15 protein-coding genes are annotated in these 16,451 nt (G+C 69.2%); 12 read left to right on the forward strand and 3 right to left on the reverse strand.

What is annotated here, in order from left to right:
- The first annotated feature begins 83 nt into the window (after positions 1-83).
- Positions 84-2,069 carry a threonine--tRNA ligase gene (gene thrS / locus OG609_RS33490; RefSeq protein WP_327276251.1) on the forward strand — a complete coding sequence of 662 codons (1,986 nt, stop codon included), beginning with the start codon at positions 84-86 and terminating at the stop codon, positions 2,067-2,069.
- A 29-nt stretch (positions 2,070-2,098) separates the two neighbouring features.
- Here the strand turns inward: thrS and OG609_RS33495 are convergent, their stop codons facing one another.
- Complete coding sequence (locus OG609_RS33495) at positions 2,099-2,776, reverse strand: potassium channel family protein (protein WP_327276252.1); 678 nt, start codon at positions 2,774-2,776, stop codon at positions 2,099-2,101.
- A 66-nt stretch (positions 2,777-2,842) separates the two neighbouring features.
- On the opposite strand from OG609_RS33495, the gene OG609_RS33500 reads away from it, so the two are divergent.
- Positions 2,843-3,403 (forward strand): HIT family protein, encoded by a 561-nt coding sequence (locus OG609_RS33500; protein WP_327276253.1) that lies wholly within the window; start codon positions 2,843-2,845, stop codon positions 3,401-3,403.
- A gap of 64 nt (positions 3,404-3,467) precedes the next feature.
- Here the strand turns inward: OG609_RS33500 and OG609_RS33505 are convergent, their stop codons facing one another.
- The gene (locus OG609_RS33505) at positions 3,468-5,138 is read right to left on the reverse strand and encodes a hypothetical protein (RefSeq protein ID WP_327276254.1); all 1,671 of its coding nucleotides are present in this window, start codon (positions 5,136-5,138) and stop codon (positions 3,468-3,470) included.
- 147 nt (positions 5,139-5,285) lie between these two features.
- On the reverse strand, positions 5,286-7,511 hold the full coding sequence (locus OG609_RS33510) for an elongation factor G-like protein EF-G2 (RefSeq protein WP_327276255.1): 2,226 nt from the start codon (positions 7,509-7,511) through the stop codon (positions 5,286-5,288).
- A 267-nt stretch (positions 7,512-7,778) separates the two neighbouring features.
- On the opposite strand from OG609_RS33510, the gene pgsA reads away from it, so the two are divergent.
- The 10 genes from pgsA to ruvB all read left to right on the forward strand — a co-directional run bounded on the left by pgsA (position 7,779) and on the right by ruvB (position 16,325).
- Complete coding sequence (pgsA, locus tag OG609_RS33515; protein WP_327276256.1) at positions 7,779-8,453, forward strand: phosphatidylinositol phosphate synthase; 675 nt, start codon at positions 7,779-7,781, stop codon at positions 8,451-8,453.
- Positions 8,450-9,385: a phosphatidylinositol mannoside acyltransferase gene (locus OG609_RS33520; RefSeq protein WP_327276257.1), complete on the forward strand. Its 936-nt coding sequence runs from the start codon at positions 8,450-8,452 to the stop codon at positions 9,383-9,385. Before pgsA ends, OG609_RS33520 begins: the two co-directional genes overlap by 4 nt.
- Positions 9,382-10,590, forward strand: coding sequence for a glycosyltransferase family 4 protein (locus tag OG609_RS33525; RefSeq protein WP_327276258.1), 1,209 nt, complete (start codon positions 9,382-9,384; stop codon positions 10,588-10,590). Before OG609_RS33520 ends, OG609_RS33525 begins: the two co-directional genes overlap by 4 nt.
- A 261-nt stretch (positions 10,591-10,851) precedes the next feature.
- Positions 10,852-11,349 (forward strand): hypothetical protein, encoded by a 498-nt coding sequence (locus OG609_RS33530; RefSeq protein WP_176740353.1) that lies wholly within the window; start codon positions 10,852-10,854, stop codon positions 11,347-11,349.
- Between the two features lie 174 nt (positions 11,350-11,523).
- Positions 11,524-12,444 (forward strand): pyridoxal 5'-phosphate synthase lyase subunit PdxS, encoded by a 921-nt coding sequence (gene pdxS / locus OG609_RS33535; RefSeq protein ID WP_093898403.1) that lies wholly within the window; start codon positions 11,524-11,526, stop codon positions 12,442-12,444.
- A gap of 6 nt (positions 12,445-12,450) precedes the next feature.
- The gene (gene pdxT, locus OG609_RS33540) at positions 12,451-13,044 is read left to right on the forward strand and encodes a pyridoxal 5'-phosphate synthase glutaminase subunit PdxT (protein ID WP_327276259.1); all 594 of its coding nucleotides are present in this window, start codon (positions 12,451-12,453) and stop codon (positions 13,042-13,044) included.
- A gap of 60 nt (positions 13,045-13,104) precedes the next feature.
- Positions 13,105-13,857: a YebC/PmpR family DNA-binding transcriptional regulator gene (locus OG609_RS33545; protein WP_327276260.1), complete on the forward strand. Its 753-nt coding sequence runs from the start codon at positions 13,105-13,107 to the stop codon at positions 13,855-13,857.
- A 124-nt stretch (positions 13,858-13,981) separates the two neighbouring features.
- The gene (ruvC, locus tag OG609_RS33550; protein ID WP_327276261.1) at positions 13,982-14,557 is read left to right on the forward strand and encodes a crossover junction endodeoxyribonuclease RuvC; all 576 of its coding nucleotides are present in this window, start codon (positions 13,982-13,984) and stop codon (positions 14,555-14,557) included.
- A complete protein-coding gene (ruvA, locus tag OG609_RS33555; RefSeq protein WP_327276262.1) occupies positions 14,554-15,180 on the forward strand; it encodes a Holliday junction branch migration protein RuvA in 627 nt (208 codons plus the stop codon). The genes ruvC and ruvA overlap by 4 nt, the downstream gene beginning before the upstream one ends.
- Before the next feature lie 83 nt (positions 15,181-15,263).
- Positions 15,264-16,325, forward strand: coding sequence for a Holliday junction branch migration DNA helicase RuvB (gene ruvB, locus OG609_RS33560; RefSeq protein WP_327276263.1), 1,062 nt, complete (start codon positions 15,264-15,266; stop codon positions 16,323-16,325).
- The last annotated feature ends 126 nt before the right edge of the window (positions 16,326-16,451 follow it).

Below are 16,451 nucleotides of genomic sequence, written 5' to 3' on the forward strand. Positions count from 1 at the left end.
GCAGAGGGGGCCCACGGCTCGGTACGATTCGTATCGCACGTGCACCACGAATGCGTGCGTACCCCCTGAGTCAGGAGAGACCGGTGTCAGACGTCCGTGTGATCATCCAACGCGATTCCGAGCGGGAAGAGCGCGTGGTGACGACGGGCACTACGGCAGCCGAGCTCTTCCCCGGCGAACGCACCGTTGTCGCTGCCCGGGTCGCCGGTGAGCTGAAGGACCTCGCGTACGTCGTCGCCGACGGCGAGGTCGTCGAGCCCGTCGAGATCTCCTCCGAGGACGGCCTCAACATCCTCCGGCACTCCACCGCGCACGTCATGGCGCAGGCCGTGCAGGAGCTCTTCCCCGAGGCCAAGCTGGGCATCGGTCCGCCGGTCAAGGACGGCTTCTACTACGACTTCGACGTCGAGAAGCCGTTCACTCCCGAGGACCTCAAGGCCGTCGAGAAGAAGATGCAGGAGATCCAGAAGCGGGGGCAGAAGTTCTCCCGCCGGGTCGTGACGGACGAGGCAGCCCGCGAGGAGCTGGCCGGCGAGCCGTACAAGCTGGAGCTCATCGGCATCAAGGGCTCCGACTCCGTCGAGAACGCCGGCGACGGCGCGGATGTCGAGGTGGGCGGCGGCGAGCTGACCATCTACGACAACCTCGACCCGAAGACCGGCGACCTGTGCTGGAAGGACCTCTGCCGTGGTCCGCACCTGCCCACCACCCGGAACATCCCGGCGTTCAAGCTGATGCGGAACGCCGCGGCGTACTGGCGGGGCAGCGAGAAGAACCCCATGCTGCAGCGCATCTACGGCACGGCGTGGCCCACCAAGGACGAGCTCAAGGCGCACCTGGAGTTCCTGGAGGAGGCCGCCAAGCGCGACCACCGCAAGCTCGGCAACGAGCTGGACCTCTTCTCCTTCCCGGACGAGATCGGCCCCGGTCTCGCGGTCTTCCACCCCAAGGGCGGCATCATCCGCCGCGCCATGGAGGACTACTCGCGCCGGCGCCACGAGGAGGAGGGCTACGAGTTCGTCTACTCGCCGCACGCCACCAAGGGCAAGCTCTTCGAGAAGTCCGGCCACCTGGACTGGTACGCCGAAGGCATGTACCCGCCCATGCAGCTCGACGACGGGGTGGACTACTACCTCAAGCCGATGAACTGCCCGATGCACAACCTGATCTTCGATGCGCGTGGGCGTTCCTACCGTGAACTGCCGCTGCGCCTCTTCGAGTTCGGCACGGTGTACCGGTACGAGAAGTCCGGCGTCGTGCACGGCCTGACCCGCTCGCGCGGCTTCACGCAGGACGACGCGCACATCTACTGCACCAAGGAGCAGATGGCGGAGGAGCTCGACCGGACGCTCACCTTCGTTCTCAACCTGCTCCGCGACTACGGTCTGACCGACTTCTACCTGGAGCTCTCCACCAAGGACCCGGAGAAGTTCGTCGGCTCGGACGAGGTCTGGGAAGAGGCCACCGAGACGCTGCGACAGGTCGCCGAGAAGCAGGGGCTGCCCCTGGTCCCGGACCCGGGCGGCGCCGCGTTCTACGGCCCGAAGATCTCGGTGCAGTGCAAGGACGCCATCGGCCGCACCTGGCAGATGTCGACCGTGCAGCTCGACTTCAACCTGCCGGAGCGCTTCGACCTGGAGTACACCGGCCCCGACGGCACCAAGCAGCGCCCGGTCATGATCCACCGCGCCCTGTTCGGTTCCATCGAGCGCTTCTTCGCGGTGCTTCTCGAGCACTACGCGGGTGCGTTCCCGGTGTGGCTGGCCCCGGTCCAGGCGGTCGGCATCCCGATCGGCGACGCGCACATTCCGTACCTCCAGGAGTTCGCGGCCAAGGCCCGGAAGAAGGGCCTGCGGGTCGAGGTGGACGCCTCGTCCGACCGGATGCAGAAGAAGATCCGGAACCAGCAGAAGGCCAAGGTGCCCTTCATGATCATCGCGGGTGATGAGGACATGGCCAACAGCGCCGTCTCCTTCCGCTACCGCGACGGATCGCAGGAGAACGGCATCCCCGTCGAGGACGCCATCGCCAAGATCCAGAAGGCCGTCGAGGACCGCGTCCAGGTCTGACAGGCACGGAGCGAGAGGCCCCCGGAGAGCTACCTGCCCCCCGGGGGCCTCTTCTCGTCCTCCCGTGTGAACACCTGCAACAGCCACGACGAGAACGAACCCGTCACCGCCCCCAGCAGCGCCAGCCCGCAGGCCATCAGGCCCGACGCCACGACTCGGCCGCCTGTCGTGACCGGCACCGTATCCCCGTACCCCACCGTCGTGAGCGTCTCGCACGCCCACCACACCGCGTCGCCGAAGGTACGGATCGAAGCCCCCTTCGCAGTGTGTTCCTGGTGGTAGACGGCGAGCGCGGCGGAGAAGCCGAGCAGCAGAGCGGTCGCGCCGGCATACGCGATCACGCGGGCGTACAGGCTCAGCCGTGGCTTCTCCCTGCGCTGCTGGACCGCGGTGTAGACCCGGATCAGGCGCAGCGGCCGCAGCAGGGGAAGCAGCAGGACGACCGTGTCCAGCCAGTGCACACGGATGAAGCGGTGGCCGAGGCCGCTGAGACGGAGCCGTACGACGTAGTCCGCGGCGAAGACCAGCCAGGTGGCGCCGACCAGGGCGAGAGCGAGGCGGCGCCAGGGCTCGGCGTCGTGGGGGGCGAGGACGCGGACCGCGTAGCCGAGCAGGAAGAGCAGCGAGGCGCCGAAGAGCGGCACTTCTGTGCGCTGCTCCCAGCGCCTGAAACGAAGAGGGGTGGAGTCCGCGGGCTGGTCGCTCATCGCCTCAGCATCGCCGTGGGCCGACGGGTGCGGCCCCGGCGACACGCTGCCCGGGAGCGAAGCAATATGCTGATCGGCATGACGAGTGAGCCGGAGCAGCAGATCGGAGTGGGGACGCCCGACGCGTTCCAGCGCCTGTGGACGCCCCACCGGATGGCGTACATCCAGGGCGAGAACAAGCCGACCGGTCCGGAGGCCGGCGACGGCTGTCCGTTCTGTGCGATCCCGGCGAAATCGGATGAGGACGGACTCGTCGTCGCGCGCGGCGAGAACGTGTACGCCGTGCTGAATCTGTATCCGTACAACGGCGGGCATCTGATGGTGGTGCCGTACCGGCATGTCGCCGACTACACGGAGCTGGACGGTCCGGAGACCATGGAGCTGGCCGATTTCACCAAGCGGGCGATGGCGGCTCTGCGGGTGGCGTCGGGGGCCCACGGGTTCAATATCGGTATGAACCAGGGCTCGGTGGCGGGGGCCGGTATCGCGGCCCATCTGCATCAGCATCTGGTGCCGCGCTGGGGTGGTGACACCAACTTCATGCCGGTGGTCGGGCATACGAAGGTGCTGCCGCAGTTGCTCGCCGATACGCGCAAGATGCTTGCCGACGCCTGGCCGGTCGCCTGATCCGAGCTGTTGCCTCTGCGCGGGCGCCCCGGTCTCTGCTTCTGCCGGGGCGCCCTGCGCATGTCTATGCGTCGTACAGGTCGGCCTTGCGCGGGGTCGGGTCCTGTACCAGTCCGCTCAGTATCATCGAGCGGTTGTCGAAGCGTTCGGTGTCGACGCCGTTCTCCTCCAGGACGCGCAGGGCGGCACTGTGCACGGCGCGCAGGACGGGGGTGGCGGCGCGCATCGCGTCGTCGGCCATGAAGCGGTGGCGCCATGGCTTCTCGGCCCAGGCGTGGCGCAGGCCGAACGGCTCGGGCAGGGCGATCTTGCCGCCCAGGTAGTCGAGGAGCGGCGGGTACCAGGTGAAGGGGGCGCGCAGGGCGAGGCGGACGACTTCGCGGGGTTCGACCAGTGCGAGGGTGATGTCGCGGGTCTCCCAGAAGCGGACGGTCTTGTTGACCGTCTTGGTCTTGGCCGCCGGCTTGCTGGTGAAGAGCGAGTGGACCGGGCCGAGCGCGTGTCCGGTGACTTCGATGCGCAGGGTTTCGTAGAGCACCGTGACCGTGATCATCATCGTGATGACCAACTGGCCGTCCCAGAGCGTGAACTGGACGCCCAGATAGTGCCGGTCGCCGCCGCCGAACTGCTGGTGGTTGCAGATCCGCTGTATTTCGTGCGGCTTGACCTGGAAGGTGGCGACGTCCTCACCGTCGGGCCTGGAGACCGCGTCGGCGTTCTCGCCGACGGGTGACACGATCCAGTGGGTGACCGACGGGGTGGGGAATCCACCGGTGTTCAGCGGGCCGCGCTCCAGCACCTTGAGCTGGTCGTGGATGACCCGTATCAGGTCCCAACTGCGGAACTGGTGGAATTCCTTGCCGGGTTCCTTGGAGACGAGTTGTTCGGCGAGCTGCCAGCTGCCCCAGCGGGTTCCCATGCCGAGGATTCCCTTGGGGCCCGCGTAGAAGACCGAGTTGGACTGCTGCTCGGCGGAGAGTTTCTCCAGGCCCTGGCGGAGCGCCTCGCGGGAGGTCTCGTTCGGGTTCTTGGGTACGGCCTCGGGGATCTTGGCGATGACGCCGCCGCCGGAGAGCAGTCCTTCCCAGCGGGCGCGCATGTCCTTGGCGGAGGACTCTGCGATCCGTTTGGCGATGAGCCAGCCGATGACGGGAGCGACGATCATTGCCCGTACGTAGAGTGCGGGGAATCCGGTGAGCGGCAGCTTGATCAGGAAGAACAGGGCCACGATGCCGATGATCGGGAGCAGGGCGTTGCCCACGGCGGCGAGGGCCTTGTCCTTGGTCTTGCCGAGCGAGTCGCGCAGTCGGAAGGCGATGACCCACAGGAGCATTCCGGGCAGGAAGAGAAAGCCGAACAAGGTGGTGACGGCGGTCAGTCTGGTGTCGCGCGCCCTGCGCAGACGGGTCGCGGACAGGCAGTGCTCGACGACGGTCTGCGGGTCGGTTCCGAAGGACTGGATGAGGGCCTTCCGGGCGCCGCCCAGCATGCGTTCCTGGACGGCGCGGGAGAACGCCTCGCCGAGGTTGGGCTTGAAGTAGTCGGACTTGAAGAGCTTGGAACCGCCCGCCTTCACTTCGGACTTGTGCCACTCGCTGTTGGCTTCAAGGATCTTCTCCACCGGGCTGTCGCGGTACGCGGCGGAGGCGAGGGCGTTCGTCGCCACCGCCTGTGAGCCTGCGCCCTGGAGCGGGATCTGCGCTCCGGGAGAGAAATCGAATCCGTCGTTGGCCACTGTCGCCCCCACTCGCCGCCAAGGAACTGCTCCTGCGGCTGTTTCCCAACTGCCGTGCCCGGCACACCTTCTGAGCTGGGACCACAGCGTATCGTCCGGATCAATACGCCGCCCGCCTCTGTGGACAAGGGCGGGCGGCACAGTCGATTACGCGTCATTCGGGTTGTTCTCCTGCTGCTCGCGGATACGTTCCGCGAGCTGTGGGGGCATGGCTTCGTGCCGGGCGTACGCCCGGTCGAAGCGACCGGCGCCATGGGACAGGGAGCGCAGGTCGATCGCGTACCGGCCGATCTCCAGCTCCGGGACCTCGGCTCGCACGAGGGTGCGTCCGGGGCCGGACTGCTCGGTACCGATCACCCTGCCGCGCCGCCCGGACAGATCGCTCATCACCGGGCCGACGTAGTCGTCGGGGACCAGGACCTGGATCTCAGCGACGGGTTCGAGGAGCTGGATACGGGTGTCCGCGGCGGCTTCGCGCAGGGCCAGTGCGCCCGCGGTCTGGAACGCGGCGTCGGAGGAGTCCACCGAGTGGGACTTCCCGTCCCGCAGGGTGACACGTACGTCCACGAGCGGATGTCCGGCCGCGACTCCTCGGGCGGCCTGGGCGCGCACACCCTTCTCGACGGACGGGATGAACTGGCGCGGCACCGCTCCGCCGACCACCTTGTCGACGAATTCGATGCCCGACCCCGGTGGCAGCGGCTCCACGTCGATCTCGCAGATTGCGTACTGGCCGTGGCCGCCGGACTGTTTCACATGCCTGCCGCGCCCGGTCGACGGGCCGGCGAAGGTCTCGCGCAGCGACACCTTGTGCGGTACGGCGTCGACCTGGACGCCGTAGCGGCTGCGCAGCCGGTCCAGCGCCACATCCTGATGGGCCTCGCCGAGGCACCACAGGACCACCTGGTGGGTGTCCTGGTTCTGTTCGAGGCGCATGGTCGGGTCCTCGGCGACGAGCCGGGAGAGCCCCTGGGAGAGCTTGTCCTCGTCCGCCTTGCTGTGCGCCTCGATGGCGAGCGGCAGCAGCGGGTCCGGTGTGGTCCAGGGGTCCATCAGCAGCGGCTGGTCCTGGGCGGAGAGAGTGTCCCCGGTCTCGGCGCTGCCCAGTTTGGCGACGCAGGCCAGATCTCCGGCGATGCATGCGGTGAGGGGGCGCTGTTGTTTGCCGAAGGGGGAGGAGAGGGCGCCGACGCGTACCTCCGCCTCATGGAAGGGGCGTGTCTCGTGGCAGGGGTCGTTGAGGCCGTGGCCGAAGACGTGGATGGTTTCGTCGGGGCGGAGGGTGCCGGAGAAGACGCGTACGAGCGAGACCCGGCCGACGTACGGGTCGGAGGCCGTCTTGACGACCTCGGCGACGAGTGGGCCCTGCGGGTCGCAGGTCAGGACCGGCCGCGGGGCCCCATGGAGGGGGGTGACCTCGGGGAGGGGGCGCTCCAGCGGGGTGGGGAAGCCGCCGGTGATCAGGTCCAGGAGCTCGACGGTGCCGATGCCCTGGCGGGCGCCTTCGGCGGCGGGGGCCGCAGCGAGGACGGGGTGGAAGGCGCCCCGGGCCACAGCGCGCTCCAGGTCGTCGATGAGTGTCTTGATGTCGATCTCGCCGCCGCCGAGGTAGCGGTCCATCAGGGTCTCGTCCTCGCTCTCGGCGATGATCCCCTCGATGAGCCGGTTCCGGGCCTCCTGGAGCGTGGCCTGCTGGGCGTCGGCTGGCGGGTTCTCCTGCCGCTCGCCCGAGGAGTAGTCGAAGATCCGCTGGGTGAGGAGTCCGGTGAGCCCGGTGAGCGGAGCGTGCCCGTCCGGGCCCACGGGTCCGTGCACGGGCAGGTAGAGCGGGAGTACGGCGTCGGGGTCGTCGCCGACGAAGATCTCGCCGCAGATCCGGGTCATCTCGTCGAACGAGGTGCGCGCCGTGTCGAGGTGCGTGACGACTATGGCGCGCGGCATGCCGACGGCGGCGCACTCCTCCCACACGGCGCGGGTGGCGCCCGCCACGGCGTCGGCCTCCTGGGCAGCGGACACAATGAACAGGGCCGCGTCCGCTGCCCGCAGACCGGCCCTGAGTTCCCCGACGAAATCGGCGTATCCGGGAGTGTCCAGCAGGTTGATCTTGTACCCGCCCCATTCGACGGGTACGAGCGAGAGCTGTACGGAGCGTTGCTGGCGGTGTTCGATCTCGTCGTAGTCGGAGACCGTGGCGCCGTCCTCGACCCGCCCGGCCCGGTTGACCGCCCCCGCGGCCAGTGCGAGGGCCTCGACGAGGGTGGTCTTGCCGGAGCCGCTGTGGCCGACCAGCACCACATTCCGTACGGATGAGGGCTGGTCGGCCGTCGCTGCCCTGCCGGCGGCCCCGGTGTGTGCGTGTGCCTTGTCGCCCATGATGCGTGCCTCCCAGATAGTGGCGCGGAGCGGGAAGAAAAGCCGGCGCGGTGTGGGGAGAAGGGTGCACGGGCACGGGGAGCCGCCGCGGCGGCTACGGCGACGCCCGTGGTAATTCGAGCTTTCCACTCAGGTCAGGTTGCGTCCATACGTCGTGCACCGCGGCGCGATGCCGGGTGCCCGGACGGTGGAGTCCGGCGGGCGTGACTACGATGGGCCAGCCGGTGGCCGTAGGGGCCGCTCGGCCCACCGACCCTCGGGAAGGCCATGCTGAACAAGTACGCGCGTGCATTTTTTACGCGTGTCCTCACACCGTTCGCCGCACTGTTGCTCCGTCTCGGCGTGAGTCCTGACGCGGTCACTCTGATCGGTACGGCCGGGGTGATGGCAGGTGCGCTGGTCTTTTTCCCGATGGGGGAGTTCTTCTGGGGCACGATCGTCATCACGATCTTCGTCTTCTCCGACCTCGTCGACGGCAATATGGCCCGGCAGGCCGGTATCTCCAGCCGCTGGGGCGCGTTCCTGGACTCGACCCTGGACCGGGTCGCCGACGGGGCGATCTTCGGAGGGTTCGCGCTCTGGTACGCGGGCAACGGCGACGACAACGTGATGTGCGCGGTCGCGATCTTCTGCCTGGCGAGCGGCCAGGTGGTCTCGTACACGAAGGCGCGCGGTGAGTCGATCGGGCTGCCGGTCGCGGTCAACGGTCTTGTGGAACGCGCCGAGCGGCTGGTCATCTCGCTGGTCGCGGCCGGACTCGCGGGTCTTCACAAGTTCGGTGTCCCCGGGATTCAGATCCTGCTGCCGATCGCGCTGTGGATCGTCGCCGTGGGCAGCCTGGTGACGCTCGTGCAGCGGGTCGTGACGGTGCGCCGCGAGTCCGCGGAGGCCGACGCGGCCGAGGCCGCTGCTGCGGACCGGGGGAGCGGGGCCGCACAGTGAGCGGCGCACCGGGTGACACGCGGCCCGGCCTGCGGGACCGGCTGACCGACGGGCTGTACGGGCTCGGCTGGACCGCCGTCAAGAAGCTCCCCGAACCAGTCGCCCGGGCCCTCTTCCGTACCATCGCCGACCAGGTGTGGAAGCGGCGCGGCAAGGGCGTGCTACGGCTGGAGTCGAATCTGGCACGGGTCGTGCCCGGGGCTTCCCCGGCCCGGCTCGCCGCGCTCTCCAAGGCCGGGATGCGCTCGTACATGCGCTACTGGATGGAGTCGTTCCGGCTGCCCACCTGGAGTCCGGCGCGGATCAAGGCGTCCATAGACGTGACGGACGCGCACCGGCTGACCGGCGGGCTGGACACCGGCCGCGGTGTCATCCTCGCCCTGCCGCACCTGGGGAACTGGGACCTGGCCGGAGCCTGGGTCACCACCGATCTCAAGGTGCCCTTCACCACGGTCGCCGAGCGGCTCAAGCCCGAGACGCTGTACGACCGGTTCGTGGCCTACCGCGAGGGACTCGGCATGGAGGTGCTGCCGCACAGCGGCGGCGCCGCCTTCGGTACCTTGGCGCGGCGGCTGCGCGCGGGCGGCCTGGTCTGTCTGGTCGCCGACCGTGATCTGTCGGCGTCCGGCGTCGAGGTGAAATTCTTCGGCGACACCGCACGCATGCCCGCTGGGCCGGCGCTGCTGGCCCAGCAGACCGGGGCGCTGCTGCTGCCGGTGACCCTCTCGTACGACGACACGCCCGTGATGAAGGCGCGTATCCATCCGCCGGTCGAGGTGCCGGAGTCAGGCAGTCGTACGGAGAAGACGTCCTCGATGACACAGGCGCTGGCCGATGCCTTCGCCGTCGGAATCGCCGAGCATCCGGAGGACTGGCACATGCTGCAACGGCTCTGGCTGGCCGACCTGGAGAACCGGGAGGACCGGCCGTGAAGATCGGCATCGTCTGCCCGTACTCCTGGGACGTACCGGGAGGTGTGCAGTTCCACATCCGGGACCTGGCCGAACACCTGATCCGTCTGGGACATCAGGTGTCGGTGCTGGCACCGGCCGACGACGAGACACCGCTGCCGCCGTACGTGGTCTCGGCGGGCCGGGCCGTGCCCGTCCCGTACAACGGCTCCGTGGCCCGGCTGAACTTCGGCTTCCTCTCGGCCGCCCGGGTGCGCCGCTGGCTGCACGACGGCACCTTCGACGTGATCCACATCCATGAGCCGACCTCGCCGTCGCTGGGGCTGCTCGCCTGCTGGGCGGCGCAGGGGCCGATCGTCGCCACGTTCCACACCTCCAACCCGCGCTCCCGGGCCATGATCGCCGCGTACCCGATCCTGCAGCCCGCGCTGGAGAAGATCAGCGCGCGCATCGCGGTGAGCGAGTACGCACGCCGGACCCTGGTCGAGCACCTGGGCGGCGACGCGGTCGTCATCCCCAATGGGGTCGATGTCGGCTTCTTCGCCGGGGCCGAGCCCAAGGCCGAGTGGCAATCGGAGAGGGCACGAAGCTCGGTCGAGGGCGGTGGGGGGAGCCGGGAGGGCGGCACGATCGGCTTCATCGGGCGTATCGACGAGCCACGCAAGGGCCTGCCCGTCCTGATGAGGGCGCTGCCCTCGATCCTTGCCGCGCGTCCGGACACCAGGCTGCTGGTGGCGGGCCGCGGCGACGAGGAGGAGGCCGTCGCCTCGCTGCCCGAGGAGATGCGCGAGCGCGTCGAATTCCTCGGCATGGTGAGCGACGAGGACAAGGCGCGGCTGCTGCGCAGCGTCGATGTGTACGTCGCGCCCAATACGGGCGGCGAGAGCTTCGGGATCATCCTGGTCGAGGCGATGTCGGCCGGTGCGCCGGTCCTGGCCAGCGATCTGGACGCGTTCGCGCAGGTCCTGGACCTGGGTGCGGCAGGCGAACTCTTCGCCAACGAGGACGCGGACGCGCTGGCGGCGGCGGCGCTCCGGCTGCTCGGAGACCCGGAGCGGCGTACGGAGCTGCGCGAACGGGGAACCGCGCACGTGCGGCGCTTCGACTGGTCGACGGTCGGGGCGGACATCCTCGCGGTGTACGAGACGGTGACGGACGGCGCGGCGTCGGTGGCGGCCGACGAACGCACGGGCCTGCGCGCACGCTTCGGACTGGCACGGGACTAGGGGCGCCGGTTCAAGCACGCCGGGCGATCCGTGTTCCGCGTCGAGTCCGCAGAGTGATGCGCGCAGCAGTTCAAGCCCGTCCGGCGATCGAGGGCGGGGGTCCGGGGCAGCACCCCGGCGGCAATCGAGCCTGCCCGCACCCGTCCTGCCCCGCTTCCGCGCCCAGGACGGGGCGGCCGCACCGCCTGCGCCCCGACGGTAGCCTTGCCGCCCGTGATCGAAACCCTCATCTGGATCGCCGTCGCGATCGTCGCGACCGGTATGTACCTCAGCTGGACCGCCGGGCGGCTGGACCGGCTGCACACGCGCATCGACGCCGCCCGCGCCGCCCTCGACGCGCAGCTCCTGCGCCGCGCCTCGGTCACCCAGGAACTGGCGACATCGGGTGTCCTCGACCCGGCCGCGTCCATCGTGCTGTACGAGGCCGCGCACGCCGCCCGCCAGGCGGAGGAGGAGAACCGTGAGGTTGCGGAGAGCGAGCTGAGCACCGCGCTGCGGGCGGTGTTCGGAGAGACTGCGCAGGTGGAGTCCGTGAAGGAGATCCCCGGCGGTGAGGAGGCGGCATTCGAACTAGCCGCGGCCGTACGTCGTGTCCCGATGGCCCGGCGGTTCCACAACGATGCGGTGCGCGCGGCGCGTGCGCTGCGCCGGCATCGTACGGTGCGGTGGTTCCGGCTGGCCGGGCACGCCCCGTTCCCGCTCGCCTTCGAGATGGACGACGAACCGCCTGTCGCCCTGGCGGACCGACCCGTCAGCTGACACTGACCCGGCGGCCGGGCTCATGCGTGACCGGGATCACGACCCATTTCATGCGCGTGCAAAACGATCCACCGGCCTTCCATTGGCCCTTGCTGTGGACTGGTCCCGGAGAGTTTGCTCAGCACTGCACCATCCAGCACTTTCAGTAACTTTTTCTCCGAGTGAGGTCGATCCGTGTCCACGCTTCCCACCACCCCGCAGTCCGCCGACTCCCCGGCCACCGGCACCGCTCGCGTCAAGCGCGGCATGGCCGAGCAGCTCAAGGGCGGCGTGATCATGGACGTCGTCAATGCCGAGCAGGCGAAGATCGCCGAGGATGCGGGCGCCGTGGCCGTCATGGCCCTGGAGCGGGTGCCTGCCGACATCCGCAAGGATGGCGGCGTGGCCCGGATGTCGGACCCGAACATGATCGAGGAGATCATCGAGGCCGTCTCCATCCCGGTGATGGCGAAGTCCCGCATCGGACACTTCGTCGAGGCCCAGGTCCTGCAGTCCCTCGGTGTCGACTACATCGACGAGTCCGAGGTCCTCACCCCGGCCGACGAGGTCAACCACAGCGACAAGTTCGCCTTCACCACCCCGTTCGTCTGTGGCGCCACCAACCTCGGTGAGGCCCTGCGCCGCATCGCCGAGGGCGCGGCCATGATCCGTTCAAAGGGCGAGGCCGGCACCGGAAACGTCGTCGAGGCGGTCCGTCACCTGCGCCAGATCAAGAACGAGATCGCCCGGCTGCGCGGCTACGACAACAACGAGCTGTACGCCGCCGCGAAGGAGCTCCGCGCCCCGTACGAGCTGGTCAAGGAGGTCGCCGAGCTCGGCAAGCTGCCCGTCGTGCTGTTCTCCGCGGGCGGCGTCGCCACCCCCGCCGACGCCGCGCTGATGCGCCAGCTCGGCGCCGAGGGCGTCTTCGTGGGCTCCGGCATCTTCAAGTCCGGCGACCCGGCCAAGCGCGCCGCCGCCATCGTGAAGGCCACCACCTTCTACGACGACCCGAAGATCATCGCGGACGCCTCCCGGAACCTGGGCGAGGCCATGGTCGGCATCAACTGCGACACCCTGCCCGAGGCCGAGCGCTACGCCAACCGTGGCTGGTAATCACTGATGAGCGACACCCCTGTGATCGGAGTCCTGGCTCTCCAGGGCGACGTACGGGAACACCTGATCGCCCTGGCCTCGGCGGATGCCCTGGCCAGGCCGGTCCGGCGTCCCGAGGAACTCGCCGAGGTCGACGGCCTGGTCATTCCCGGTGGCGAGTCCACCACGATGTCCAAGCTGGCTTCCCTGTTCGGCATGCTGGAACCGCTGCGCGAGCGGGTACGGGACGGGATGCCGGTCTACGGCACCTGCGCCGGAATGATCCTGCTCGCCGACAAGATCCTCGACCCGCGCTCGGGCCAGGAGACGGTCGGCGGGATCGACATGATCGTGCGCCGTAACGCCTTCGGGCGGCAGAACGAGTCCTTCGAGGCGGCCGTCGAGGTCGCCGGTATCGAGGGCGGCCCCGTCGAGGGTGTGTTCATCCGCGCCCCGTGGGTGGAATCGGTCGGCGCGCAGGCCAAGGTGGTGGCGGAGCACGGTGGCCGCATCGTCGCCGTGCGTCAGGGAAACGCCCTGGCGACGTCATTCCACCCGGAACTGACCGGGGACCACAGGGTTCACGCGTTGTTCGTGGACATGGTGCGCGCAGTCGGCTGACTCGATCCCGGTAGGATCTCTCGGGTTCGGATCGAATTGGTGACGCGAAGGAGAAGGCAGATGTCCGGCCACTCTAAATGGGCTACGACGAAGCACAAGAAGGCCGTGATTGATGCCAAGCGCGGCAAGCTCTTCGCGAAGCTGATCAAGAACATCGAGGTCGCGGCCCGCACCGGCGGTGTGGACCCCGAGGGAAACCCGACCCTCGTGGACGCGATCCAGAAGGCGAAGAAGAGCTCCGTACCGAACAAGAACATCGACTCCGCGGTCAAGCGCGGTGGCGGTCTCGAAGCGGGCGGCGTCGACTATCAGACGATCATGTACGAGGGTTACGGCCCGAACGGTGTCGCGGTGCTCATCGAGTGCCTCACCGACAACCGCAACCGTGCCGCATCCGACGTACGTGTCGCGATGACCCGCAACGGCGGTTCGATGGCCGACCCCGGCTCGGTCTCCTACCTCTTCAACCGCAAGGGTGTCGTCATCGTCCCCAAGGGCGAGCTGACCGAGGACGACGTCCTGGGTGCCGTGCTCGACGCGGGCGCCGAGGAGGTCAACGACCTCGGTGACACCTACGAGGTCGTCAGCGAGGCCACCGACATGGTCGCGGTCCGTACCGCGCTCCAGCAGGCCGGCATCGACTACGACTCCGCCGAGGCCAACTTCCTGCCCACCATGCAGGTCGAGCTGGACGAGGAGGGCGCGCGCAAGATCTTCAAGCTGATCGACGCGCTGGAGGACAGCGACGACGTGCAGAACGTCTTCGCCAACTTCGATGTCTCGGACGAGGTCATGGAGAAGGTCGACGCCTGAGCCACGCTCAGCACAGCCTTCACGGACGGGCCGACGGGGACACACCCCGTCGGCCCGTCGCATTGTCAGTGCGAGCCGATAGCCTGCGGGAACAGTTGACCGATCGGTACGGAGGGGGCCTCCCATGCGGGTACTCGGCGTCGACCCGGGGCTGACCCGGTGCGGTGTCGGCGTCGTCGAAGGCGTCGCCGGTCGGCCCCTGACGATGCTCGGCGTCGGAGTCGTCCGCACCGCGGCCGATGCGGAGCTCGGCCACCGGCTGGTGGCCATCGAGCGCGGCATCGAGGAATGGCTCGACGAGCACCGGCCCGAATTCGTCGCCGTGGAGCGGGTGTTCAGCCAGCACAACGTCCGTACGGTGATGGGCACCGCCCAAGCCAGTGCGGTCGCCATGCTCTGCGCATCCCGGCGCGGCATACCGGTCGCCCTGCACACCCCCAGCGAGGTCAAGGCGGCCGTCACCGGCAGCGGCCGTGCCGACAAGGCACAGGTCGGAGCCATGGTCACCCGGCTGCTGCGGCTCGACGCCCCACCGAAACCCGCCGACGCGGCCGACGCCCTCGCGCTCGCCATCTGCCACATCTGGCGCGCCCCCGCCGTCAACCGCCTCCAGCAGGCACACGCGGCAGCCGCCGCAGCGGTTCGCACCTCACGCGTTCCCCGTACACCCGCAGCTCCCGTCCGGAAGGTCCCCCGATGATCGCCTTCGTCAGCGGCCCCGTGGCCGCACTCGCCCTGACCACGGCCGTGATCGAGGTCGGCGGCATCGGCATGGCCGTCCAGTGCACGCCGAACACCCTCGCCGGCCTTCGGATCGGCAAGGAGGCCAGGCTGGCCACCTCCCTCGTCGTGCGGGAGGACTCGCTCACCCTCTACGGCTTCGCCGACGACGACGAGCGCCAGGTCTTCGAGCTGCTCCAGACCGCCAGCGGAGTCGGACCGCGGCTCGCCCAGGCCATGCTCGCCACCCACAGTCCGGACGCCCTGCGGATCGCGGTCGCCACCGACGACGAGAAGGCGCTCACCGCCGTCTCCGGCATCGGCAAGAAGGGCGCGCAGAAACTGCTCCTCGAACTGAAGGACAGACTCGGCGAGCCCGTCGGCGCCCACATCGGCCGACAGGGCATCGGCACCGCCGTCACCTCCTCCTGGCGCGATCAGCTGCAGGCCGCCCTGATCGGTCTCGGCTACGCCACCCGTGAGGCCGACGAAGCGGTCACCGCTGTCGCCCCACAGGCCGAGGCGGCCCTGGCCGAGGGCGGACAGGCCCCCGTGCCGCAGCTGCTGCGCGCCGCGCTGCAGACCCTCAACCGCGCGCGCTGACCGGAGCGCGTCACACCGGGGGAGACCCCTACGCCGGGCCGGGCACCGCACGGCACCGAAACACCCGAGGCGGGACAGACTGAATGAACTGGGACGAGACCGGACCCGACACCGACGAGCGCCTCGTCGACGCCGACGCGGACGGCGAGGACACCGCGGTCGAAGCGGCGCTGCGGCCGAAGGACCTCGACGAATTCGTCGGCCAGGAAAAGGTGCGCGAACAGCTCGACCTGGTCCTCAAGGCAGCCAGGGCCCGCGGCGCCACCGCCGACCATGTCCTGCTCTCCGGCGCCCCCGGTCTCGGCAAGACCACCCTCTCCATGATCATCGCGGCCGAGATGGGCGCCCCGATCCGGATCACCTCGGGCCCCGCCATCCAGCATGCGGGTGATCTTGCCGCGATTCTCTCCTCACTCCAGGAGGGCGAAGTTCTCTTCCTGGACGAGATCCACCGCATGTCGCGGCCTGCCGAGGAGATGCTCTACATGGCGATGGAGGACTTCCGCGTCGACGTCATCGTCGGCAAGGGCCCCGGAGCCACCGCCATCCCGCTGGAACTGCCGCCCTTCACCCTGGTCGGCGCCACCACCAGGGCCGGACTGCTGCCGCCCCCGCTGCGCGACCGTTTCGGCTTCACCGGCCATATGGAGTTCTACGCCCCCACCGAGCTGGAACGCGTCATTCACCGCTCCGCCCGCCTCCTCGACGTGGCGATAGACGCGGACGGCGCCGCCGAGATCGCCGGACGTTCCCGCGGCACCCCGCGCATCGCCAACCGGCTGCTGCGCCGTGTCCGGGACTACGCCCAGGTCAAGGGCGACGGACGGATCGACCGCGCCGTCGCCTCCGTCGCTCTCGGCGTGTACGAGGTCGACGCGCGCGGCCTCGACCGGCTGGACCGGGCGGTACTCGGCGCCCTGCTGAAGCTCTTCGGCGGCGGACCCGTCGGGCTGTCCACCCTCGCGGTGGCCGTGGGCGAGGAGCGTGAGACGGTCGAGGAGGTCGCGGAGCCCTTCCTGGTACGGGAAGGACTGCTGGCCAGGACGCCGAGGGGGCGTGTCGCTACACCCGCGGCCTGGGCCCACCTCGGCCTCGTACCTCCCCAGCATGGCGGAAAGGGACAACAGGGCCTGTTCGGGGCGTGATGCATCACAGGTTCACCCGGACAGGAACCACCGAGCGGCGCCGGGCGTTGTTCCATCGATGCGGACTCGCTTAGACTCCGCCGATGCCGCCCGTACAGGTCGGTGTACCCACCCCCGTAGATCAGG

The organism is Streptomyces sp. NBC_01224, assembly GCF_036002945.1.
Classification (GTDB): Bacteria; Actinomycetota; Actinomycetes; order Streptomycetales; family Streptomycetaceae; genus Streptomyces.